The following is a 22517-nucleotide window of genomic DNA, read 5'->3' as shown; positions in this document are numbered from 1 at the left end:
GATGATGGCACTCAATTTTTTACTGGGTAAACGAGTTACGGTTCTGGGTCTCGGAGCGACCGGGATGTCTTGTGCGCGTTTTCTCGACCGTCATCAAATTCCATTTACCGTGATCGATTCTCGCGCGTGCGTGGCAGGGGTTGCTCAAACCAATGCTCTGAAACATTGTCTGGGTGTCCATCTCGGCGGTTGGGAGCAAGAGGTTATTGCCAATAGCGAAGTGATTATCGCCAGTCCCGGCGTTGATATTCAGCAAGCCGCTATTCGTGATGTGGTGAACGCAAATACACACGTTATTGGCGACGTGGAATTGTTCGTCCGGGTAAATGATAAACCGTTAGTTGCCTTGACCGGTTCCAATGGTAAATCCACTGTGGTGAGCTTAATCGCACATCTGGCCGAGACTTGTGGGGTGAACAGTTTATTGGCGGGTAATATTGGCCAACCGGTACTGGATATCATCGATGACGATGCAAACCTGATTATTCTGGAACTGTCCAGTTTTCAACTGGAGACCATGTCGACCATGGATGCCGAGGTTGGGGGTATTTTAAATATTTGCGATGATCATCTGGATCGCCACAAGACCCTGGATAATTACCAAGCCATTAAACAACGTATTTACGGGATGAGTAAATCCCATGTGTTTAATCGTCAGGACTCGCTGACTTTACCACCACACAGTGGCGACAAATCGGTGAGTTTTGGTGTGGATAAACCGCAAAAAGGCCAGTTTGGCCTGATCAAGACGAATAAAACCTACCTGGCGTTTGAAGATAACGCGCTAATCGCGGTCGATGCATTACCCTTGAGCGGTGAACATAATTACTTAAATTGTCTGGCCGCATTAGCCTACGGCTATCTACTGCAATGGCCAATGGCGACCATGGTGAAAGGTTTACTAACCTTCCAGGGGCTAGCGCATCGTTGTCAGGTTGTCGCATCGGAAGATGGGGTGATTTGGATCAATGATTCCAAAGCGACCAATGTAGGTGCAACGTTAGCCGCGATTGAGGGGCTGGCGGGCAAAGCCAATAAACTTATTCTGATAGCCGGTGGCGATGGCAAAGGTGCAGACTTTTCGCCGTTACAGTCGGCACTTAACCATAATGTCGATACCCTTATTGCCCTGGGGAAAGATAAAGACGAATTTGCAAAGTTGCGTCCGGATGCGTTGCTGGTGGATACCATGCAACAAGCGGTGGCCATAGCCAAACAACGAGTCACTTCTGGTGATATGGTGTTACTGTCACCAGCCTGTGCAAGTATCGATATGTATGCAAATTATATGGCGCGTGGCGACGATTTCCGTGCCTGTGTTGAGGAGCTGCAGCATGTCTAAACTGAGCACCTCAATGCCAATGCCGTTTTTGCCACGATGGGGGCAATTACTTGGATTGTCAAATAACCAACAACAGCATCTGAGCTTTGACAGAGGGTTTTTGTTACTGGCGCTGGCCTTGTATTTAATTGGCATGGTCATGGTCGCGAGCTCGTCTATGCCGGTTGCAGAGCGCTTATATAATAATCCGTTTCATTTCGTATTTCGCCATGGTTTTTTTATTTTCATTAGCCTGATAATCGCGGCTCTCGCCCTGACTCGTCCAATGCAGCAATGGCATCAAGCCAGCGGTTATTTGCTGGTGTTAGCCATCGTGATGTTGGCCGCCGTGTTGGTTATCGGCCGTTCCGTGAATGGCTCTACCCGCTGGATAGCGTTGGGCCCGTTTAATATTCAGGCGGCAGAACCAGCAAAACTGTTCTTCTTTTGTTATTTATCCGCCTACCTGGTGCGCAAAAAAGATGAAATTACCGAACAGATAAAAGGCTTTTTCAAACCACTATTAGTGCTCGGCCTGCTTGGATTTTTATTGTTAATGCAACCGGATCTGGGTACCGCAGTGGTTATGTTTATTACCACCATAGGTTTATTGTTTTTAGCCGGAGCCAAACTTTGGCAGTTTCTGGCGGTTATGATTGGCGGGTTAATGGGCATTGCCGCACTGATTGTGATGTCCCCTTACCGTTGGCGTCGCATAACCGCGTTTATGGAACCTTGGGAACGACCTTTTGATGAAGGTTATCAGTTAACCCAGTCATTGATGGCATATGGGCGTGGTGAAACGTTTGGTCAAGGGTTAGGAAACAGCATCCAGAAGCTGGAATATTTACCAGAAGCCCATACCGATTTTGTGATGGCGGTTATCGGTGAAGAGTTTGGCTTTTTCGGTATTTTTGTGATCTTACTGATCTGCCTGACTTTAATTATCAAAGCGCTATTTCTTGGCAAACGTGCTCTTATTAATGAAAAGTATTTTGAAGGGTATTTTGCCTATGCCATAGGCATCTGGATGAGTTTTCAAATCGCGGTGAACGTCGGTGCAAGTGCTGGGGTGTTTCCAACTAAAGGGTTGACCATGCCACTGATCAGTTATGGTGGTAGTTCTATGATAGTGATGACATTAGCCATCGTTGTCTTGATCCGTATTGATCATGAATTGCGCGTACAGGCAATGAATGCCACGAAGAAAGTAACCAGCAAAGCAAGCAGGAAAGCAATAACATCGAAAACTCAAACAGAGGGCAGTCATGAGTAAAGCCCCAACGATTCTAATTATGGCCGGTGGTACCGGAGGACATATTTTCCCGGGTCTGGCGGTGGCCGATTATTTAACAGCACAGGGCTGGCAGGTTCACTGGTTGGGCACGGCAGCGCGCATGGAAGCCCAGGTGATACCCAAATATGGCTATGACATATCCTTTATCGATATTGCTGGTTTGCGCGGCAAAGGGATCCGTTCCTGGCTCAGTGCGCCAGGAAAAATTATCACCTCGGTTAAGCAATCTCTAGCGGTTCTCGAACAGGTCAAGCCCGATGTCGTGCTCGGTATGGGCGGTTACGCCTCGGCTCCTGGCGGGCTTGCCAGCAAAATAAAAGGCATTCCTTTGGTCTTGCATGAGCAAAATGCTGCCGCGGGTTTATCCAATCGAATGCTTGCCAAAATCGCCAGTAAAGTTCTGGCGGCATTTCCTGGTGCATTTGAGCGCCATGTTAATGTCGAAGTCGTTGGTAACCCGGTGCGCGCTGATATTATTGCGCTGTTGCAAGGCAAAGGCGAACAACATAAGGATCCAGCGGAACAAAGCGCAACGGAGCAATCTTTAGAATCGCTTGCCCAAGGTGCGGGTAATAAAACTAGCAAAAAAATCCTAGTGGTCGGTGGCAGTTTGGGTGCCAAAGTGCTTAATGATACCGTACCAGCAGCGGTTAAGGAGCTGCCAGCGGGCAGCGTATCTATTTGGCATCAAACCGGCGCCGGACATTTGCAATCGGTACAAGCAAACTACCGGTCTGTTGAGCCACATTTTAGCGATGTGAAAATTACTGAGTTTATCGAAGATATGGCCGAAGCGTATCGCTGGGCCGATGTGGTTATTTGTCGCGCTGGCGCGTTGACGGTTTCGGAACTGGCATTGTCATCAAAACCCGCAATTTTTGTGCCTTTGCCCCATGCGGTCGATGATCATCAAACTAAAAACGCGATGTTTTTGGTAAACTCTGGGGCCGCTATTTTATTGCCCCAGTCAGAATTAACGGCGGCGGCACTTGCACAACAGCTCACAAGCCTATTTAGCTCGGAGCAAAATTTGCTTAATATGAGCAAAGCCAGTCTCGCGGCGGCAACGCCAGACGCTACCGAACATGTAAGTAAAATTTGTCAATCAATGGTACACCTATGAAACAATTAACAGCCCATATTCCCGAAATGCGCCGAGTGAAAGTCATTCACTTTGTCGGCATCGGTGGTGCCGGTATGGGCGGCATCGCTGAAGTACTTTTGAATGAAGGGTATCAAGTTACCGGCTCTGACATTGGTGTTAATGGGGTGGTAAACCGGTTAACGTCATTAGGGGCACAAATCTCTATTGGCCATCACCCGGACAATATTAAAGGTGCCAGCGTTATCGTGGTATCTACTGCAATCGATGCGGAGAATGTCGAGTTACAAGCGGCTCAAAAATTACGCATTCCAGTGGTTCGACGCGCCGAAATGCTGGCAGAATTGATGCGTTTTCGTCATGGCATTGCGATTGCTGGTACGCATGGTAAAACCACAACGACGAGTTTGATCGCCAGTATTCTCGCAGAAGGCGAACTGGATCCGACGTTCGTCATTGGTGGATTACTCAACAGTGCCGGTACCAACGCTCGCCTTGGCAGTAGCCGTTATCTGGTTGCAGAAGCAGACGAAAGCGACGCCTCTTTCCTGCACCTGCAACCTATGGTGTCGGTCGTTACCAATATTGATGCAGATCATATGGAAACCTATGAAGGGGATTTTGAAAAACTTAAGGACACTTACATTGAGTTTTTACATAACTTACCTTTCTATGGTTTAGCCGTCGTCTGTGTCGATAACCCGGTGGTGAAAGAATTGCTACCCAGAATTTCCCGACAAACTATTACCTATGGTTTTTCCAGTGATGCGGATGTACGCGCCACGGATTATGAACAGCGCTCGCAAACATCAACGTTTACCGTGCATCGCAAAGACAAACCGGCATTGGCAATATCATTGAATCTGCCAGGCCGCCATAATGTGCTCAATGCGTTGGCAGCGATTGCCGTAGCTACCGACGAAGGCGTCAGTGATGAGGCCATTGTTGCCTCGTTAAAGAAATTTGAAGGCATTGGTCGTCGTTTTGAGTTTTTGGCGAAGCTGACAACGGAACAGGGCGAAATGCAGGTAATTGATGATTATGGCCATCATCCAAGTGAGGTGGATGCGACGATTAAAGCAATGCGCAATGGCTGGCCGGGTAAACGGTTAGTGATGATGTTCCAGCCGCATCGCTATTCCCGTACCCGAGATTTATATGAAGACTTTGTCGAAGTGTTATCTCAGGTAGATTCATTAGTTTTACTGGATGTTTATGCTGCGGGTGAAGAGCCGGTGGTGAATGCTGATTCGAAAGCCTTAGCCAGAAGTATTCGTTTACGAGGTGCGCTTGAGCCAATCTACGTCAGTTCACCTGAACAGTTGCCCGATATACTCGCATCAATACTGCAAGATGGCGACATGCTGATCACGCAGGGCGCTGGTAACATTGGCGCGATAGCCAGAGAAGTTATCGAAGCCAAAGTGCTCAATATCAAATCAGATCCGACATTCAACGATGGAGGAAAAAAGGATGATTGATGCACCTTTGATCGCTACAGAACAATTAAAACAAGAGACGATTGCGGTACTGTTTGGTGGCGATAGCGCCGAACGGGACGTGTCATTAAATTCTGGCGCTGCTGTTGTAAAAGGACTCGAATCTCTGGGATATCGGGTCTTGGCTATTGATACCCAAGGCTTTTCGCTGACTGATTTGCATGCGTTAAAAGTTGATCGGGTCTTTATTGCCTTGCATGGTCGCGGTGGTGAAGATGGTTGTTTGCAAGGGGCACTGGAATATATGAAGCTCCCTTATACCGGTTCTGGTGTCTTAGGATCGGCATTGTCGATGGATAAAGTTCGATCAAAGCAATTATTTAAAGCCAGTGGTGTGCCAACGGCTGCGTTCCATGTCTTGAATCGCGAAGATTATCAACAGGCAGATTTGTCTGCGATCCTTGTTCACCTTGGTGGTAAGGTCATGGTGAAACCGGCCAAAGAAGGCTCGAGCATCGGCATGAGTATCGCGAGCGATGCTGAGCAGTTGCAACAGGCGGTCGATTTGGCTTTGAAATTTGATCAGCAAGTGTTAATCGAACAATGGTTAAGTGGCGCAGAGTATACGGTTTCGATTCTCGGCGAACAGGCGCTGCCAGCGATTCGAATGGAAACCCCAAACGAATTTTATGATTATCAGGCCAAATATCAGAGTCAGACGACCTTATATCATTGCCCTTGTGGTCTAAATGAACAACAAGAATCACAATTGCAATCTCTGGCGTTACAGGCATTTCAGTCCACAGGTGCGAAAGGCTGGGGGCGGGTTGATGTGATGCAGGATGAGCTGGGCAACTGGCAGGTTCTGGAAGTGAATACGGTGCCAGGTATGACCGAGTCTTCACTGGTGCCTAAAGCTGCTAAACAGGCTGGCTTTAGCTTTGCCGAATTGACGCAACGTATATTACAACTTAGCGCGGTTTAACCCGGGTTATATAACAGGAAAATAGCATGAGTCGTGAGTTGACGATAACAGATACTGGAACACAGCCAACCGTCAGGTTTTGGCTGGGGCTGGTATTTTTTATTGTCACCTGTATCGGGTTACTGTTCGGATTGACACGCGTATTACAGGGCATGATGCAGGAAAATGTCGCACCGGTTTCCTCTTTAGTGATAAATGGTCATACACCTTTTACCCGACAAGATGAAATTGTGGCCGCCATAACACGCGCCAAACTTGATAACTTTTTCCAGCTCGATGTGAATCAGGTTCAGATGCAAATTGAAGCCTTGCCCTGGGTGTATTCGGCTACGGTTCGTAAACAATGGCCAAATGAGCTTCGGGTGTATGTCGAAGATCAAAACCCTGTGGCACAATGGAATTCCGATTTTTTTATCAATGAGCATGGGACGATATTTCAGGCGGCTCAGGAACGGGTACAAGAGCCATTGCCAAAACTGTTCGGTCCTGAGGGAAGTGAAAAAGTCGCACTGGAAAATTACCGCAACCTGAATGAATTACTGACGTTTATACAATCGGATATAAGTGAGTTGGTATTAACCGAACGCTTCGCCTGGCAGCTTACATTGTCTGATGGCGTGTATTTAAATCTGGGTCGTGAAGACAGGGTGAAGCGGTTACAACGATATATGGACGCCTACCCGCAAATTAAGGCTCAGCAAACAGAACAATTGCAAGTCGACTATGTCGATTTGCGCTATGACACAGGTTTGGCCGTCGGTTTTAAACCCAAACAACAAAAAGAAGAGCACAATGGTAATGCCTAAAGCATTGGAAAGAAATTTAGTAGTTGGACTGGACATCGGCACTTCGAAAATTGTTGCCGTTGTTGGTGAAGTCACCCCCGATAATACCTTAAGCATTGTCGGTGTTGGGCATCATGCCGCACGGGGCATGGATAAAGGCGGTGTAAATGATTTGCACTTGGTGATGCAGTCGATTCAGCGTGCCATCAATGAAGCCGAATTAATGTCCGATTGTCGTATTGGTAACGTCTATCTGGGTATATCCGGCAAACACATTAAGTGTCAGAACGAAAATGGCATGGTACCGATTAACGACAGCGAAGTGATGCAAGAAGACGTGGATAACGTGATTCATACTGCCCGCTCAGTGCCGTTATCGGCGGAGCGCCGTATGCTGCATGTACTTCCTCAGGAATACACGGTGGATTGTCAGGAAGGGATAAAAAGCCCGATCGGCATGTCTGGAGTGCGTATGGAAGCAAAAGTCCATATTGTCACCTGTGCCAATGATATGGCTCGCAATATTGTTAAATGTGTGGAACGCTGCGATTTACATGCTGACCAGTTGATTTTCTCAGCCCTTGCCTCAAGTTATGCGGTGCTGACGGATGATGAAAAAGAGCTAGGCGTTTGTGTTGTTGATATGGGCGCTGGCACCATGGACATTTCAGTCTTTACTGGTGGCGCGTTACGCCACAGTGCGGTTATAGCCGTTGGCGGTAATCAGGTTAGTAGTGATATTGCAAAAATATTTCGCACACCGTTGAGTCATGCTGAAGAAATCAAGGTACAATACGCCTGTGCCTTGCGGCAGATGGTGTCGATGGAAGAAAATATCGAGGTCCCAAGTGTAGGCGGGCGTCCGGCACGAAGTATGTCGCGTCATACACTAGCAGAAGTGGTTGAACCTAGGTATCATGAACTGTTCGAACTGATTCAGGAAGAACTGCGTGAAACCGGCCTTGAAGATCAAATTGCTGCGGGGATTGTTCTAACCGGTGGAACCGCGAAAATGGAAGGTGTCGTTGAGTTTGCCGAAGAAATATTTCAAATGCCGGTGCGTATCGGTACGCCGTTGAATATTCAGGGCTTAACGGACTATGTAAACGACCCAAGTTATAGTACAGTAGTGGGTTTGCTCCACTACGGTTTGCAGCACAGCAATCAGGGTGGTGCTGAAACAGGTAATACAGAGCGAATGGCGGGACTTTGGGCCAAGTTTCGTTCCCTGTTAAAGGAATTTTAAAAATACAGTTTTTGGTGGAACAAAAAAAGTAACAAAGACGGAGAGAACTATGTTTGAACTAATGGACGACCACAACGAGGAAGCGGTCATCAAAGTTATCGGTGTCGGTGGCGGCGGCGGTAATGCGGTGGAGCATATGGTAAGCCAGACCATTGAAGGGGTTGAGTTTATCACAGCGAATACTGATTCCCAGGCTTTACGCAATTCATCTGCAAATATTACTTTGCAATTGGGGGCTGATGTCACCAAGGGCTTAGGTGCTGGCGCCAATCCGGAAATCGGACGACGTGCTGCAGAAGAAGACCGTGAAACCATACGTCAGACTCTGCAAGGGTCCGATATGATATTCATCGCTGCTGGTATGGGCGGTGGTACGGGCACAGGTGCTGCGCCTGTTGTCGCGGAAGTGGCCAAAGAAATGGGCATCTTAACGGTGGCCGTGGTGACTAAACCTTTCCCATTCGAAGGTAAGAAGCGTATGAATTACGCTGAGCAAGGTATTGAATTTCTTGCTGGCAACGTTGATTCATTAATCACAATACCTAATGAAAAACTTCTAAAAGTGTTGGGCCCGGGTACAAGCTTATTGGATGCGTTTAAAGCCGCCAATAATGTTTTGTTAGGTGCTGTACAAGGTATTGCCGAATTAATTACCCGCCCAGGTCTAATCAACGTGGATTTCGCGGATGTGCGTACCGTAATGTCGGAAATGGGCACTGCGATGATGGGCTCTGGCATTGCATCTGGTGAAGATCGCGCGGAAGAAGCGGCAGAAGCTGCTATTTCCAGTCCATTACTGGAAGATGTTGATCTTGCTGGCGCTCGCGGCATTCTCGTAAATATTACTGCCGGTATGGACATTAGCATTGATGAATTCGAAACCGTTGGTAATGCAGTTAAAGCGTTTGCATCAGAGAATGCAACGGTTGTTGTTGGTGCCGTCATTGACCCTGAAATGTCCGATGAATTGCGGGTAACGGTTGTTGCTACCGGTATTGGCATTGCGCAAAAGCCAGAAATTACAATCGTGCCAAACAAGCCAGCTCAGGAGCCTATGGTCGTTAACGGTGGTTTTGCCGGAAACGCTCAACCAGAGCCGGTCAGCAATCCATACGTGGAAGAAAAGGTCGCACCGCAACCTTCGAGCAGTGCGGATCCGGATTATCTGGATATTCCTGCTTTTTTACGTAAGCAGGCTGACTAAGCAAAGAGCGGTTTTCTGGATAAAGCTAACTACCTGATTGTTTGTTATTTTTTGTAATCAAGGTGGGCGAATTTTGACTGATAAAGCGAGTTTTGGTATATTACGCCCCCGGCTCACTGGTCTGAACTGTTTTAAAGCAGATTGGCCCCTCGATGAGTGAATAGAAGAAGATTAATTTTGCGCAGCATTAAGGCGAATTATGATTAAACAACGTACGATTAAAGATAGTATTTCGGCCACAGGTGTCGGTTTACATAAAGGTGAAAAGGTGCAGATCACTCTCCGTCCTGCTCCTGCCAATACTGGCATTATTTTTCGCCGTGTAGACCTGGATCCCGTCGTTGATATCAAGGCTTGCCCTGAAGCAGTGGGCGAGACGACGTTGTGTACCTGTCTGGTTAATGAACAGGGTGTTCAAATTTCCACCGTTGAACACTTGCTTGCCGCCGTTGCAGGTCTAGGTATTGATAACTTGATCATCGATGTCGATTCCCCGGAAATCCCAATTATGGATGGCAGCGCATTACCTTTTGTTTACTTGATCCAAACCGTGGGTATTGAGGAAGCGAATGTTGCTAAACGTTTCTTACGTATTAAAAATACCATTCGTGTTGAAGAAGGTGACAAATGGGCAGAACTTCGCCCATATGAAGGCTTTAAGGTAAATTTTGCTATCGACTTTGATCATCCGGTTATTGCTAATACCGCACAAACCATGAGTATGGATTTGTCCAGCAACTCGTTTATCAAAGAAATTAGCCGTGCTCGCACATTCGGCTTTATGAAAGATATTGAGTTTTTACGCTCTCATAATCTGGCGTTAGGCGGTAGTCTGGAAAATGCCATCGTATTAGATGAGTACCGCATGCTTAATGCGGATGATTTGCGTTATGACGACGAATTCGTCAAGCATAAGATCCTCGATGCTATCGGTGACTTGTATATGTCAGGTGTCAGTATTCTTGGTGAATTGAACGCCTATAAATCAGGACACGGTTTGAACAACTTATTACTAAGAGAAGTGTTCAAACAACGTGAAAACTGGGAGTGGGTGACCTATGAAGATAATACGCCGGCACCTATCGCGTATCAGGACGCACTCGTCCACAACTAATGTTTCAATAAAAACCGGGTTTAACCCGGTTTTTTAATGTCCTTACTTTTCGTTCTTATTGGCATGCCTTGCCAGCTTTCGTATTTTTTCCTGCAATCCTGCCGGCGCATTTTTAGCCACCATATTTAGCTGCTCAGCGGTATTTTTTGACATATGTTTTGAGGTTTTTTGCACGGGCGGGGCATGAACGTCAGGCTCAGCGTCGCGCTGATGACCATAGGGGTTTATTTTAAGTTCAAGTTTGGTTAGCTGGCCGTCGCTGGCCTGGGATATTTGCTGACAAATTCGATTTCGTTCAAATTGTAATCTTTGCCCCCAAACAGCTGATTTGACTTCTAATATCACTGTTTCTTGTCTACAATTAGCTACTTGCCAAATTTCCTCTGGAATATCCGGACAAATGTTGGCGATAATAGACGTTAACGATTGCAGTGTTTTTGCTTTGGCGCTAAAGCCAGCAAGGCTGCCAGAAGATTCGCTGATTAACTTGGCCAAATCTTGAGGTGTTTTTTCGATACGGGACATGATTAAACGCTAAATCCAAAGCAAGCATGAAAGAATAATAATTATGAGTTTAACAGTTTTATACCGTGGAAAGAATGTTCGTTTTTCATTGCGCCTAAGCAAAGCACGCTGGGTAGCGATTTTGGCCAGCTTTACGCTATTGTCCGGTCTGGCGGTGCATTGGATCATCAAGCCCACAGAAGTACCGGTACATCTAGAGGCCGCTCTGTTTGATGCCCAGCAATCACCTGCAAGTGAAATAAATCATGATGCACTGCAAGTTACGGCATTAACCGCTAGATTGGCGGAATTACAAAGTCACGTATTGCGTCTTAATGCCTTAGCCAAACGTCTGGCAGAAGATTCAAATATCCCGGAAGATGAATTCAATATGAGCACTTTACCCTCGGGAGGTCCATTACAAACCGTCCCGTTTGAGAGTGAAAGCTCATTGTCAGAGCTGGAATCTCAACTAGGCGCTCTGGCTTTAAATGTAGAACAACAACAAAATCAATTTAACCTACTTGAATCTCTCGCCCTTGGTCACCACATAGAAGATAGCAGTTACTTATCCGGTAGACCCATTTCCAGTGGTTGGCTTTCTTCCTACTATGGTATCCGTAAGGATCCATTCAATGGTAATCCAACCATGCATAAAGGTGTCGACTTTGCTGGCAAGGAAAATGCAGAGGTGATTGCCACCGGTTCCGGGGTAGTGAGTTGGGCGTCAGAGCGCTATGGCTATGGAAATTTAATAGAAATTGATCATGGTACTGGCTTTAAGACCAGATATGGGCATAATAGTGCCCTATTAGTAAAAGTTGGTGATGTGGTAAGTAAAGGGCAAGTCATTGCTCGAATGGGTAGTACAGGTCGCTCAACAGGTCCACACGTTCATTACGAAATCCTGCGCGGTAATCAACAAATTAACCCGATTAAGTACGTTTACAGAAAAGCCAAAAAGTAAACACATCAACAGCTTAAGCAATAAACTTACAAAGTTTATAAATATTGAAACTGAAACTGGGTTTCAGGGAAACGGTTTAGATTAACATGTTTGTAAAAATGATGACGAAGATGTTTGGTAGTCGTAATGATCGATTGCTCAAACAAATGCAAAAAGACGTAAAAAAAATTAATGCACTGGAAGAAAGCCTGCAAAGCCTGTCTGATGAAGAACTAAAAGCAAAAACAGCAGAATTTAAAGAGCGTATTGAAAACGGTGAGTCGATTGCTAACTTATTGAATGAAGCATTTGCCGTAGTTCGCGAAGCGTCTGTTCGTGTGTTTGGTATGCGCCACTTTGACGTACAAATGATTGGTGGTACGGTATTGCATCAGGGCAAAATTGCCGAGATGCGCACCGGTGAAGGTAAAACCCTGACCGCAACGCTTCCAGCCTATTTAAATGCATTGACAGGTAAAGGTGTGCACGTCATTACCGTCAATGATTATCTGGCAAAACGTGATGCCGACTGGTCTCGACCGTTATTTGAATTTCTCGGATTGACCGTCGGTTGCAATATTCCCAATATCTCCCAGGAAGAAAAACAAGCCGCTTATGCAGCAGATATTACATACGGTACCAACAACGAATTTGGTTTCGATTATCTGCGCGATAATATGGCGTTCTCTCCGGCTCAACGCGTTCAACGCCCATTAAATTACGCTATTATCGATGAGGTCGACTCCATCTTAATCGATGAAGCGCGAACCCCACTGGTTATCTCTGGTCAGGCCGAAGATAGCTCAGAGTTGTACAAGATGATCGATCAAATCGTGCCTCTTTTAGAAGTTCAGGCCGAGGAAGATCAAGAAGGTGAAGATAGCACTGGTGATTACACCATTGATGAAAAAGCCAAGCAGGTGTATCTGACCGAGCGTGGACAGGTTCGAGTAGAAGAGATTTTGCAAGAGCGAGGCCTGTTGCAAGAAACGGAATCTTTATATGCGGCGGCATCCATTTCGTTATTACATCACGTAATGGCGGCGTTGCGTGCCCACAAACTGTTCCAAAAAGATGTCGATTACATCGTTAAAGATGGCGAAATCGTTATCGTTGATGAGCATACTGGCCGGACAATGGAAGGACGTCGTTGGTCTGAAGGTCTGCATCAGGCGGTAGAAGCCAAAGAAGGCGTTAACATTCAGAACGAAAACCAGACATTAGCCTCGATCACCTTCCAGAATTACTTCCGTCTTTATGAAAAACTGTCAGGTATGACAGGTACTGCAGATACTGAAGCATTCGAATTTAATCATATCTATGGTTTAGAAACCGTCGTTATTCCAACCAACCGTCCTATGGTTCGAGACGATATGGCGGATTTAATTTATCTGACTACCGAAGAAAAATTTGAAGCCATACTTGCTGATATTAAAGATTGTGTTGAGCGTGGCCAACCGGTTCTTGTAGGTACCATCAGTATTGAAACTTCAGAACTGCTTGCCAGATTTCTCAAGAAAGAAAAAATTAAACATAAAGTTCTGAATGCTAAATTCCATGCGGAAGAAGCCGAGATTGTTGCCCAAGCGGGTAAAATTGGCGCGGTAACGATTGCGACCAACATGGCCGGTCGTGGTACAGATATTGTGTTAGGGGGCAACTTATCCTCACAATTGGAAAAAGTTGACGGCGCTGATGAGGCGCAAATTGCCAAAATTACTGAGCAATGGCAGGAAGAGCATAATAAAGTATTAGAGCTTGGTGGATTGCATATTATTGCTACCGAGCGCCATGAATCTCGTCGTATTGATAACCAATTACGCGGTCGTTCCGGCCGTCAGGGTGATCCTGGTTCTACACGCTTTTATCTTTCAATGGAAGATGGTTTGATGCGTATATTCGCGTCAGAACGAATTGCCAATATGATGCGTAAACTGGGTATGGAGCATGGCGAAGCTATCGAACATCCCTGGGTAACACGCAGTATTGAAAATGCACAGCGTAAAGTAGAGGGACGTAACTTCGACATTCGTAAGCAGTTGTTAGAGTATGATGATGTTGCTAACGATCAACGTAAGGTTATCTATGAGCAACGCAATGAGTTGCTCGAAGACGGCGATATTGGTGAAACTATCAAGGTAGTACGCGAAGACGTATTATCCGGTATGATTGCGCAACATATTCCACCACAATCGTTGGAAGAAATGTGGGATGTGCAAGGCCTGGAAGAACAACTTCGCGGTGAGCTGGCAATTGATTTACCGATTGCTAAATGGCTTGAAGACGATGACAAACTGCATGAAGAGTCTTTGCGCGATAAAATCATCGATAGCGTTGAACAAGCCTATTTGGCAAAAGAAGAGCAGGTTGGTGCCGATGCTCTGAGACAAATCGAAAAAGCCATTATGTTACAAAGCCTGGATTCTCACTGGAAAGAGCATCTTGCAGCGATGGATCACTTACGCCAAGGTATCCATTTGCGTGGTTATGCTCAAAAGAATCCTAAGCAAGAGTACAAGAAAGAGTCTTTCGCCTTGTTCTCTGACATGCTTGAAAACTTAAAGTATGACGTAGTGAGTGTGCTTTCTAAAGTTCGAATTCAGCAACAATCCGATGTTGATGCATTAGAAGAACAGCGTCGTAAGCAAGCCGAAATGCAGCAAAAACTGCAACATGAATCGGCAGGGCCTCTTGTATCTGAGCCTCCAGCGCAGCGTGTTGGTCGTAACGACCCATGTCCGTGTGGTTCGGGTAAAAAATATAAGCAATGCCACGGCAAGCTTAGCTAGCGCAATTAAGGCGTTTTAGCAGATACTAAGGCTGGGATTTCCGGCCTTTTTTATAAACAAAAATCATTGTTGCGAACGTGAGCCAGGGTAAAGATGAAAAAACGTGTACATGTCGCCGTAGGTGTGATCCTCAAAAATAACAAAGTATTTCTGACTCGACGTCATCAACATCAGCATCAGGGCGGTAAGTGGGAGTTTCCCGGCGGTAAGGTTGAAGATAATGAAACCGTGCATCAGGCGTTGCATCGAGAGCTGATGGAAGAGGTTGCAATTGATACCCTGGCGATGCGCCCATTAATGGAAATTGCCCATGATTATGAAGATAAGTCGGTGCTACTCGAAGTCTTCCTGGTTGATCAGTTTAATGGTGAGCCAGAATCTCAAGAAGGTATGGAGCAAGGCTGGTTTTTGCTCGATGACTTATCCAATTTAGATTTTCCCAAAGCCAATGACGCCATTGTCGCAAAACTTAAAGACACGTTATAGAAAGGTTTTAAAATCGTTTTAGCAACGTTTTAGGGTTACTGATAAATCCTTCCGTGATGCTTTAACCACCCGTCTACATGCTTGTTGTTGGGGTCGTGATGGGTCCAGTGAATAACCCCACCTTTAGGATTCCATTCATATTCGCCATAAAATTCTACCTTATCCCCTGCTCTTAGATTTTCGATTTTAGGAGCAAGGTCGATATTGTGTGCAATAAGTACCGTAAGTGAAGGAGTCAGGCGAAGGATGAAACGTTGGTGTCGGCTGCCTTTATTATCATCGGTTAAGGTTTTTTCAACCACCCCTTGCGCCTGTACTTGCAAATCGCTCTGCTTGTGTTTAAAAGCCTGCTCAATAACTTCTATATCGCCGGCTTTATCATTTGCTTGGTTAGTCGGTTTAGCACCTGCAGATTGATTCTCAGATGTGTGTTGCGCTATTGAGTTATTGGCATCTACAGCGGGAGAATCGGTGGTTGGGCGGTTAATAATATAAACGACGATTAATACGCAAATAATGCCTGCGCTAATATTTTTAACATTGATGTTGTTTTTTCTGGGCATAAGGCTTTTGAAATACTCTGACTTTTTAAATAATCTTCTAGAAAATTATCGCATATGGATGAGAAACGCGAAATTGCTATGTTAACCGCGTAACGCGGCCATCCCCACTAATGATAAGTGAAAAAAATTGATTTGTTAGGTTAGTTCTTCTCGTTTGTGGAAATAAGTTAGATTGTTTACTCTAACTTTGCTTTCAAAATCTCCCCAGATTTTTCAAAGTATCATTTGGTTTTTTTATAGGGCATCTTTGATGCCCTTTTTTTTTGTGCATGGATGCACTTATCCTTACGAGCCATGGACGGTGCTAGTAAGGGTTTCCTACATGGAAGTAGGTACACTGCATCACATGGATGGCCTGATGCATGTGTGTACATGGAAGTAGGTATGTCGACAGTGTTGCGTATATGGATATAGGTATGTAGAAATTGTCAGGAACATAATTTCTACCTGTACTGTCGACGGCCGAAATGAAGTAGGTCACTGCATCACATGGATGGCCTGATGCATGTGTGTACATGGAAGTAGGTATGTCGACAGTGTTGCGTATATGGATATAGGTATGTAGAAATTGTCAGGAACATAATTTCTACCTGTACTGTCGACGGCCGAAATGAAGTAGGTACACTGCATCACATGGATGGCCTGATGCATGTGTGTGCCACATGGATACACTTATCCTTACGAGCCATGGACGGCAGTAGTAAGGACTTCCCACCTTGTTATCCTAGTGTCAATATTCATCGAGCATTATCTGCAAACCATCTGCTTGCCCGAAACGTTAAGTGCCCAAATTATTAGTAAAGCAACGTATATGGGGCAGGTAGATTGCCACCCTCACATCAACTATCTCAAAATCAAGTTGCGCACCTTTATGGTGCGAGTGAGTTGTGATGGTGCATCTGTTTTCTTGGGAATTGTGATAAAAGCAGCAGAAAGTATGAAAAACAAGCGAAAATTCAATTAAATAAATGAGTTTTAAATTGGCGCAAGAATTGCTTTATCAATAGTGAATTCCAATAACATATATTATCTATTATGGCCGTTCAAACACCAATTCGTGGACTCAGATCTTTTTGTATCGCTGCCAAGTGCTTAAGCTTTAAACATGCCGCTGGGCAGCTATTCCTTACGCCTTCTGCCGTTAGTCATCAAATTAAGCAGCTTGAGGATCAATTGGGCACCGATTTATTCAAGCGCCAGACACGATCAATCGAACTAACCAATGCTGGTAAGCAATTTTACAAGGCGGTCCAGCCTATTATCACTGATTTGGAAACGACAATTTCCGACTTTACCAATAGCCAGCAAAATAAAACCATTACCGTCAGTCTTCCAGAGTTTTTTGCGAGTGAGTTATTTGTTCCTAGGTTAAGTGAATGGACGGAATTAAACCCAGACATTAACCTTCAGCTTGAAACGGCAAAAGTCGGTGCTCCACCTGCAAAAGGGGACTTAAGTGTTGTGTTGGCCAATGGTAAACCCAATGGCAGTATCGTGACGGATTTGTTCCCGTTGCGTTATGTGCCGGCATGTAGCAAACGTTTATACCGAAAATACGCTCAGGAAGGCTATAAGGCGTTAAAAAACGTGCCGTTAATCTTGCACCAGTCGCGACCATGGTCCTGGCATCAATGGGCGGAAAGAGCGGGTATCGCCGACTTTGATCCTAAGCAGATTATTCAGTTTGATAGTATGTTCGGACTGGCTCGAGCGGCGCAGCAGAGCATGGGGATCGCCTTGGTTCCTATGCCAATTAGTCAAAGCTGGTTTCAGGAGCAACATCTTGTTCGCTTATTCGAGCAAGAGTTGTTAACCAATGATCGCTACTACCTTCTTCAGCACGAAAACATTGAAAACTCCGAAGAGCTTGAAACGTTCGCCGGGTGGGTGAAACAAACGTTTTCAGAATCTTAGGATGCAAAGGGGACAATTTTCCTTGATGCTTTATAAAACCCCTGGGAATTGAATTATCTGGCGGCCCAGCAATGATGGAGCCGCCTATTTTTTTTTACTTAAATATTCTGTCTTTGCTACGCTTATAAAGCCCACCACAGACAACCGACAAATCTATACACCCAGCACATCCATACACCCAACATTTTATAGTACAAATACATCAGGGGCCATCGCTGTACGGATTCGTACAACGACTCAGCATGATTCTTATCCCGTATTCAGGGGATTGAATAAATTTCATCCTTGCACCTCAACATTTTTCGTTTGTCAGGTTTGGTCTGTTTTCACTAAAGTTGCATTGTCAGCTGTTACTGACAAAGACATGAACCAAACCTTATGGAGGAAAATATTATGTCTAACAAGGCACTTAGTAAAAAGGCGGGGAAAGCTTCTGGTAAAGCCATGGTTAGCTCTGGCAATAAATCCACACGAAAAAGCCGTTACTCGTACAAAGCGTTATTGTTTTCGATTCTTGCAACTTCTGCTGGGATTGAAGCGTCTGAGCTGTCCTCGCTAGAGCAGCCGTTTAAAGTTGCGGTTGTAAAGAATGCACCAGGCAGTGATGCGATTTTATCGGGTGAATTTGCCACCGGGGCTTCAGAATTAAACTCGGCAGCAGCCCAAACCTCAGAGTATTACGAGAAAGCGATGGGACTGTGCGCTCTGCACATTAAAACCGGCGAGTATGAGTCAGCGAAATCGGCCTGTAGTGAGGCGATTAGCACGGTATCCAGCTTTGATAATACCCATAAATCACGATATCTCTCTGCATTGGCATACAGTAATCGCGCGATTGTCCGATACTTTTTGGATGACACGCTTGGGGCATTTACCGATTTGAGTAAAGCGCTTGAGTATAGTGATGATGACATCGTGATGGATAACTTAACTCGCTTGAACGTGGCTTATTTGAAATCTCAGGTTAATCCTTAACCCAGAGTAATGTTTTCTCTGGATTTGACTGAATCAGATGTCGGTCAAAGTACGCTTAAAGGATAACGAGGTTAAAAATATGCCCGCTCAACAACGAAAGCGAATGGTTGTAGTTAAACCATTCGCTGCTTCTATAAGTGATGAGATGGGTTCAAACTGCTAACGTATTGTAAATACTCACCACTCACCACTCACCACTCACCACTTATCGCTTACCACTTTATTCTCAAAACTCGCTGCTATTCTGGTTCTACAAAAAATTTATTGTGCTGTAAAAACTCTTGCTCTAACGCATCCAGCATTTCTTCATTTAAAGGCTCGTTGTTTTGCATAGGTTGTGATATTTTGTGGTTTTCGTCAGCCCAATCTCCTAAGTCGATTAGTTGGCAACGTTTTGAGCAAAAAGGGCGAAACTGATTTTCTTTTATCCATTTGACCTGTGCTTGGCAGGTTGGACAATTGACAATAGTACTAATGGAAGCCTCCGGTCACGTTGAATCTCATTGCTGATTTTACCTGATATTTGCCGATATCTTTATAAAAATTACCAAATATTATGTCTCCAATTAAAAAACTTTTCTACGCTTCGTTAATTTCTAGCCTTATTCCTTTTTTGTTATCATTATTTTTTGGCTTTAATAGTCAGTTTCTCGCGATCTTAGATAGTATAAATCTATCTTTGTGTGTATTTGCGCTATCAATTTTTTTGCTTAGTTTATTCGGAAGGATTGCCCTAGCAATATTATTGATGATTCAAATCATTATTTTTATCTTTTTAAAGGTAAGTTTTGAGTATTATCAACATTTCGGCGGTTTTATCGAATATGAAGCTATTGCTTTATTTGGTGAGTTATTAATTGCGGCTAAAAATTTTGTAAGTCCCTGGCTGTTATTTTTAGGACTTTTATCGTTAATCAGCATATCCTTTTTTTACCGAAATGCAGTATCTTATTTAAAGCCAGTTCCATTGTATCAGGTAGCGATATTATGTGGATCTGCTTTAGCTATAGCGGCCGTGAACCAGATACATCTGAAATCACAAATACATCTACTTAATCCTCTGGGAATCTCAATAATTGATAGAGAATACTATCAAAAACAAAACCCGTTGTTGTATTTTGTTCGCTCAACACCAATGTTTGAACCATTGGAAAAACGCAACAATAAAGATTTGCAGGAGTATGCCCTCGCATCAGCGGTACTAAGCAACGCAGTCGATACTCTGCCAGAACCATACCATTACTCCAAATTTCCCGATTTTATATTGCCTTATAAAGGCTTTGAGCATCTCCCTTCCAATCTGAATCCGTTTAAATATAAGCCCAATGCTTTAAATACTAATGAACAGGGAAACCGGAAAAATGTAATACTTATCGTGCTCGAGAGTTTTCGGGCTTGGGAAACTACGTTAATGATAGGTGATATAGAATTAACGGCTAACTATAACAGGATCGCTAAGCAATCTATTAAACTTAGCAACGCTTATTCAACTTCTAACTATACAGTTATGTCCGAGCAAGCGATTCTTTGTGGTGTATACGATATAAATAATCCAGTGCCCTATGCTACTTTGTATGGAAAAATCAATAAGCCGTGTTTACCCAAAATGCTATTGGATCGAGGCTACGAAACTAGTTGGTTTCACGGAAACGAAAAAGCCTTTTATAATCGAGACGTTTTTCATCCAAGTATCGGGTTTAAACACATTTTTGATTCAGAATACTTTGACCAACTGAATTTGAATGAAGAGCATTATATAGGCTGGGGAGTTAATGATGAGACGGTATTCAAACATGCTCTACAAGTGCTTAACAACACTTCAAAGCCATTTATGGCGGAAATACTAACGTTGTCAAACCATTTGCCTTTTAACTGGGATTTTCATGAATTTGTTTTTCCTAAGCAATTGATTGATTTAGGAGACAACGAGTTAGCTTTGTACCATCGTTCAGTATATTACGCGGATTATGCTTTAGGTCAGTTTTTTGATGCATTTAAACGCAGCCCTTTAGCTGAAAACACGATATTGGTCATTACCGGGGATCATGGGGCTAAGGTTTTTCCTGATGATCTGGGTGATGCTGAAAAAAATGAACTGTTTTATCGAACGCCAATGTTAATTTACGAGCATACTCTGACCCCACGAGTTATTGAAACTCAATTGAGTCACCTTGATATTGCTCCAACAATTTTGGCTTTGCTGGATATTAATATTGAACAATCGTTTTTGGGGCGTCCATTTTTGGGGGATAATGCTGAGGAAATTCAACGTCCGATATTCTACACTGGCACAAATGAATACGGGGTTAAAGTGGGAACCACCCTGTGTCATAGTTCCGCAGATTATTGTAGTAACTCAAAAAGTGCATGTTATAAAATCGAACAGATGTCTTGCAAAAATTGGGACCCAGCGACCAAACCTTGGCTAGAACAATTACCTTACTTTATCAATTTTATTTCATTGAACAAAAGAACTGGATATTACTCTGGTGAATAGGTTGGCTGATATCATCTATTTTTCAAACTTGTTTGGATTACGTTGTAGCGCGGGTAAATGATAGAGAGAGCTATCGCTACAGATAACATAATCATAAATACCGGTTGTGCATGGTAATAGGTACCGTCAGTAAGGCCATGGAATGTAAGTGAAAAAAACACTGCAGAGGGTAATAACAGCTTGAGACCTTGTTTAGAGCTAAGGCTATGTTTGACTATTAGTGCAATAAATTTATAAATAATTGCTAAAATTAAGCTGGCACCTACAACTCCCCATTCGACTAAAAACTGTATTATCACATTATGAGGCTGCATTCCCCATACCCTTTCGGTCATAAATTTGTAGCCGTCAGGACCTAGCCCTAAAACCGGTTGATTTATAAACCCTTTAATTGCCCCTATCCAAATTGATATCCGACTCGAAGAATATTCATCTATGGAAATATCGGAAGAGAAAATCGACAGAAATCGGCCTAAACCATTCCATCGAAAAATACTGAGATATTCAGCTAGCATTAGTGAAAAAATACAAACAGTAAAGACTAGCAAAAGTGGCTTTAGAATCGTCTTGATATTAAAAAATAGCGGAAGAAGCATCATAGTCAGAATAATTGCTAGCACGGAGCCTCGACCACCAAGCCAACATAAGAACGTAAAATTTATCATTAGTAGAAATACATCGATTTTAACATCGGTTAAAGCCATGCCTTTGACTATCCGTACTATCGAAATAACGCAAGCTACCGTCGCTAAGTAACCAGCGTAGCGTATATGGGAAAATAACGGGGGGTTGCCAAATATACTTTTACTGTGAATACCTGAGCTAATGATTATTAGATAAAAGAAAGAAATGAGTAACATTCCCCAAGGAATGATCATTAGAATTTTATCACCTTCAAGTTTTTCACTGGATAAAAATAGGTAGGCAGAAACTAGGAAGAATAAATGGACGAGCAAATAAAAATAGCGAGTATTGGCAATTGTTAGATGTTCGGTTGATGCAAATTGGATTTGCAACTGCACACAAGAAACCGTTACCGCTAAAAGCCATAGCCATATAAGTTTTAGTTTAGAGCTATAAAATATCTTTTTGATTCTGTAAAGACTTTCTTTGACATTGCTGAGTATCCAAACAGCGATAAAAATAGCCTCGAAAAATGCTACCCAATGTGTGGTTTCAAAGGCGTTAATGCCATCGACAAACAGTATTGCAAAGGTAACACTTAGCAGTGTCGTAAAAATAGTTTTGTTTTGGTCAAACCGCAGGAATCTTGCTAACGTCATGGAGAGTGATGGATAAAAATAAAGTTAAGGTTATAGTAATAGCTATCAATATCGGTTGAAAGAACCT

19 protein-coding genes are annotated in these 22517 nt (G+C 44.0%); 15 read left to right on the top strand and 4 right to left on the bottom strand.

Going from position 1 to position 22517, the window contains the following annotated elements; genetic code table 11:
• Position 1 precedes the first annotated feature (1 nt).
• From murD to lpxC, 9 genes are all read left to right on the top strand, one after another.
• A complete protein-coding gene (gene murD, locus ACHUFQ_RS02510; protein ID WP_394172671.1) occupies positions 2 to 1342 on the top strand; it encodes a UDP-N-acetylmuramoyl-L-alanine--D-glutamate ligase in 1341 nt (446 codons plus the stop codon).
• Positions 1335 to 2597: a cell division protein FtsW gene (gene ftsW / locus ACHUFQ_RS02505; RefSeq protein ID WP_394172669.1), complete on the top strand. Its 1263-nt coding sequence runs from the start codon at positions 1335 to 1337 to the stop codon at positions 2595 to 2597. Before murD ends, ftsW begins: the two co-directional genes overlap by 8 nt.
• A complete protein-coding gene (murG, locus tag ACHUFQ_RS02500) occupies positions 2590 to 3741 on the top strand; it encodes an undecaprenyldiphospho-muramoylpentapeptide beta-N-acetylglucosaminyltransferase (protein ID WP_394172667.1) in 1152 nt (383 codons plus the stop codon). The genes ftsW and murG overlap by 8 nt, the downstream gene beginning before the upstream one ends.
• Complete coding sequence (gene murC / locus ACHUFQ_RS02495; protein WP_394172666.1) at positions 3738 to 5201, top strand: UDP-N-acetylmuramate--L-alanine ligase; 1464 nt, start codon at positions 3738 to 3740, stop codon at positions 5199 to 5201. The genes murG and murC overlap by 4 nt, the downstream gene beginning before the upstream one ends.
• Positions 5194 to 6144: a D-alanine--D-alanine ligase gene (locus tag ACHUFQ_RS02490; RefSeq protein ID WP_394172665.1), complete on the top strand. Its 951-nt coding sequence runs from the start codon at positions 5194 to 5196 to the stop codon at positions 6142 to 6144. The genes murC and ACHUFQ_RS02490 overlap by 8 nt, the downstream gene beginning before the upstream one ends.
• Before the next feature lie 26 nt (positions 6145 to 6170).
• A complete protein-coding gene (locus ACHUFQ_RS02485) occupies positions 6171 to 6950 on the top strand; it encodes a cell division protein FtsQ/DivIB (RefSeq protein ID WP_394172664.1) in 780 nt (259 codons plus the stop codon).
• Positions 6943 to 8175 carry a cell division protein FtsA gene (gene ftsA, locus ACHUFQ_RS02480; RefSeq protein ID WP_394172826.1) on the top strand — a complete coding sequence of 411 codons (1233 nt, stop codon included), beginning with the start codon at positions 6943 to 6945 and terminating at the stop codon, positions 8173 to 8175. The genes ACHUFQ_RS02485 and ftsA overlap by 8 nt, the downstream gene beginning before the upstream one ends.
• A gap of 49 nt (positions 8176 to 8224) precedes the next feature.
• Positions 8225 to 9379: a cell division protein FtsZ gene (ftsZ, locus tag ACHUFQ_RS02475; RefSeq protein ID WP_394172663.1), complete on the top strand. Its 1155-nt coding sequence runs from the start codon at positions 8225 to 8227 to the stop codon at positions 9377 to 9379.
• A gap of 199 nt (positions 9380 to 9578) precedes the next feature.
• Positions 9579 to 10493 (top strand): UDP-3-O-acyl-N-acetylglucosamine deacetylase, encoded by a 915-nt coding sequence (lpxC, locus tag ACHUFQ_RS02470; RefSeq protein ID WP_394172661.1) that lies wholly within the window; start codon positions 9579 to 9581, stop codon positions 10491 to 10493.
• Between the two features lie 42 nt (positions 10494 to 10535).
• Here the strand turns inward: lpxC and ACHUFQ_RS02465 are convergent, their stop codons facing one another.
• Positions 10536 to 11018 (bottom strand): DUF721 domain-containing protein, encoded by a 483-nt coding sequence (locus ACHUFQ_RS02465; protein ID WP_394172659.1) that lies wholly within the window; start codon positions 11016 to 11018, stop codon positions 10536 to 10538.
• Between the two features lie 43 nt (positions 11019 to 11061).
• Here ACHUFQ_RS02465 and ACHUFQ_RS02460 point away from each other — a divergent pair, with 43 nt between their 5' ends.
• From ACHUFQ_RS02460 to mutT, 3 genes are all read left to right on the top strand, one after another.
• Complete coding sequence (locus ACHUFQ_RS02460) at positions 11062 to 11964, top strand: M23 family metallopeptidase (RefSeq protein ID WP_394172657.1); 903 nt, start codon at positions 11062 to 11064, stop codon at positions 11962 to 11964.
• 86 nt (positions 11965 to 12050) lie between these two features.
• Complete coding sequence (gene secA, locus ACHUFQ_RS02455) at positions 12051 to 14732, top strand: preprotein translocase subunit SecA (RefSeq protein ID WP_394172655.1); 2682 nt, start codon at positions 12051 to 12053, stop codon at positions 14730 to 14732.
• 93 nt (positions 14733 to 14825) lie between these two features.
• Positions 14826 to 15218, top strand: coding sequence for an 8-oxo-dGTP diphosphatase MutT (mutT, locus tag ACHUFQ_RS02450; RefSeq protein ID WP_394172653.1), 393 nt, complete (start codon positions 14826 to 14828; stop codon positions 15216 to 15218).
• 35 nt (positions 15219 to 15253) lie between these two features.
• Here mutT and ACHUFQ_RS02445 read toward each other — a convergent pair whose 3' ends face one another.
• Entirely contained in the window at positions 15254 to 15781 is a 528-nt protein-coding gene (locus ACHUFQ_RS02445) for a DUF3465 domain-containing protein (RefSeq protein WP_394172651.1), read from the bottom strand.
• Between the two features lie 1035 nt (positions 15782 to 16816).
• On the opposite strand from ACHUFQ_RS02445, the gene ACHUFQ_RS02440 reads away from it, so the two are divergent.
• Both ACHUFQ_RS02440 and ACHUFQ_RS02435 read left to right on the top strand, forming a co-directional pair.
• Positions 16817 to 17695 carry a LysR substrate-binding domain-containing protein gene (locus tag ACHUFQ_RS02440; protein WP_394172650.1) on the top strand — a complete coding sequence of 293 codons (879 nt, stop codon included), beginning with the start codon at positions 16817 to 16819 and terminating at the stop codon, positions 17693 to 17695.
• Between the two features lie 393 nt (positions 17696 to 18088).
• The gene (locus ACHUFQ_RS02435) at positions 18089 to 18670 is read left to right on the top strand and encodes a hypothetical protein (RefSeq protein WP_394172648.1); all 582 of its coding nucleotides are present in this window, start codon (positions 18089 to 18091) and stop codon (positions 18668 to 18670) included.
• A gap of 239 nt (positions 18671 to 18909) precedes the next feature.
• Here the strand turns inward: ACHUFQ_RS02435 and yacG are convergent, their stop codons facing one another.
• Entirely contained in the window at positions 18910 to 19146 is a 237-nt protein-coding gene (yacG, locus tag ACHUFQ_RS02430) for a DNA gyrase inhibitor YacG (RefSeq protein ID WP_394172825.1), read from the bottom strand.
• Positions 19147 to 19226: 80 nt separating this feature from the next.
• Here yacG and ACHUFQ_RS02425 point away from each other — a divergent pair, with 80 nt between their 5' ends.
• Entirely contained in the window at positions 19227 to 21167 is a 1941-nt protein-coding gene (locus tag ACHUFQ_RS02425) for an LTA synthase family protein (RefSeq protein WP_394172646.1), read from the top strand.
• 11 nt (positions 21168 to 21178) lie between these two features.
• Here ACHUFQ_RS02425 and ACHUFQ_RS02420 read toward each other — a convergent pair whose 3' ends face one another.
• Positions 21179 to 22450: an O-antigen ligase family protein gene (locus ACHUFQ_RS02420; RefSeq protein WP_394172645.1), complete on the bottom strand. Its 1272-nt coding sequence runs from the start codon at positions 22448 to 22450 to the stop codon at positions 21179 to 21181.
• Positions 22451 to 22517 lie beyond the last annotated feature (67 nt).

The sequence above is a fragment of the Thalassotalea litorea genome (assembly GCF_043642205.1).
In the GTDB taxonomy this organism is placed as follows: domain Bacteria; phylum Pseudomonadota; class Gammaproteobacteria; order Enterobacterales; family Alteromonadaceae; genus Thalassotalea_A; species Thalassotalea_A litorea.
This window is presented reverse-complemented; position numbering and strand designations above follow the sequence as displayed.